Below are 1,434 nucleotides of genomic sequence, written 5' to 3' on the forward strand. Positions count from 1 at the left end.
TGAACTGCACCCCAAAACTTGGACGGCTTAAATAAGAACTACGCCGCAAGGGACTGTCTCCGGAACTCCTCCGGGGTCAGTCCCTTCAGTTTAACCTGGCGCCTCCTCGTGTTCCAATGGACCACGAAGTCGTCGAGGTCCGCCTTGAAGGACTCGAAGTCCGGCCACGTCCTTCCGCGGAAGAACTCGTCCTTGATGTGGCCGAACACCTGCTCCGTCGCGCCGTTGTCGATGCAGTTGCCCTTCCGGGACATGCTCTGCACCACGCCGGCCTCCTCCAACCGTCTGCACCAACCGGCCTGCTGGTACTGCCAGCCCATGTCCGAGTGCAGGATCGGCCTGGAGCCCTTGGGCTTCTTGGACACGAGCTGGTCGAGCAGCTCGTGCTGCTGAGCCATGTTGGGGTGCAGCGACGTGGACCAGGCGACGATCTCCTTGCTGCCGAAGTCGTAGACCGGCGCGAAGTAGGCCTTGCCCCAGGGCTGTTTGAACTCGGTGACGTCGGTGCCCATCTTTTCCCACGGCCCGTCGGCGGCGAAGTCGCGCCCGATGACGTTCTCGAAGGTCTTTCCGACCTTGCCCCTGTACGAGTTGTACCTGTGGTAGTCGGTCTCGCGGCGGATCCCGCAGCTGATGCCCATCTCGCGCATCATCTTCAGCACGGTCTTGTAGGCTATGCGCACGCCCTGCTCGGCGCGCAGGCACATGGCGATCTGCCTGTGGCCGCACCCGTTGGCCGTGCGCGAGAATATCTCGGCGGCGGCCTCCCAGAGCTCGGGCCTGGTGGGAGCCTTCGGGTGCGACAGCGCGTAGTAGTAGCTCGACCTCGCCAGGCCGGCGCACTCCAGCAGGCACCCCAGCCCGTACCCCTCTTCGCGCAGGGCGCTCACGGCCTCGACCTTCGCCCTGGTCAGAGTCCGTCCCTCTCGACCAGGGCACGCAATTTTTTTAGGTAGGCCACCTCGGTCTCGAGCCTTCGGCAGCGCTCCTCGAGCTCCTGCTCGCGCGTGCGCGGCCTCGCCTTGGAACCGCTCGGCCGGCCCTTGGGCCTGGGCCTGAGCGCCTCGGCGCCGCCCTCGCGGTAGAGCGCGCACCATCTCTTGAGCGGCGCCAGGGACATGACCCCGAACGCCTCCATGGCGTCCCGCTTGCCCATGCCGCCGTCGACGACGGCGGAGGCGGCGGCGACCTTCTGCTCGTATGTGTACCTGGTCTGCTTGCCGTCCATGGATAGCAGCACCTCGCTTCCGAACGACCGGTATACGTAGAGCCATTGTCTCACGGTGTCGCGCGGGACCGACAGCGCCTTCGCCGCCGACTCGGAGCCGTGGCCTCGCTCGAAGAGCCCGATCGCCGCCTTCCTGGCCTCGATGTCGTGCTTCACCCTCAAGTCGACACGCATAAAAAGCCTCCCATTTCTCATGTCCAAGAAAT

General features: G+C 65.0%; 2 protein-coding genes. Both read right to left on the minus strand.

Annotation, left to right across the window (positions count from 1 at the left end; genetic code table 11):
• Positions 1 to 38: 38 nt before the first annotated feature.
• Entirely contained in the window at positions 39 to 983 is a 945-nt protein-coding gene (locus ACQRAP_RS08635) for an IS3 family transposase (protein WP_427795397.1), read from the minus strand.
• Positions 911 to 1,434, minus strand: a 524-nt coding sequence (locus ACQRAP_RS08640) for a transposase (RefSeq protein WP_427795396.1), incomplete at its 5' end; no start/stop codon positions are given. The genes ACQRAP_RS08635 and ACQRAP_RS08640, both read right to left, overlap by 73 nt.

It is taken from the genome of Collinsella sp. SGI.180, from assembly GCF_050313455.1.
In the GTDB taxonomy this organism is placed as follows: domain Bacteria; phylum Actinomycetota; class Coriobacteriia; order Coriobacteriales; family Coriobacteriaceae; genus Collinsella.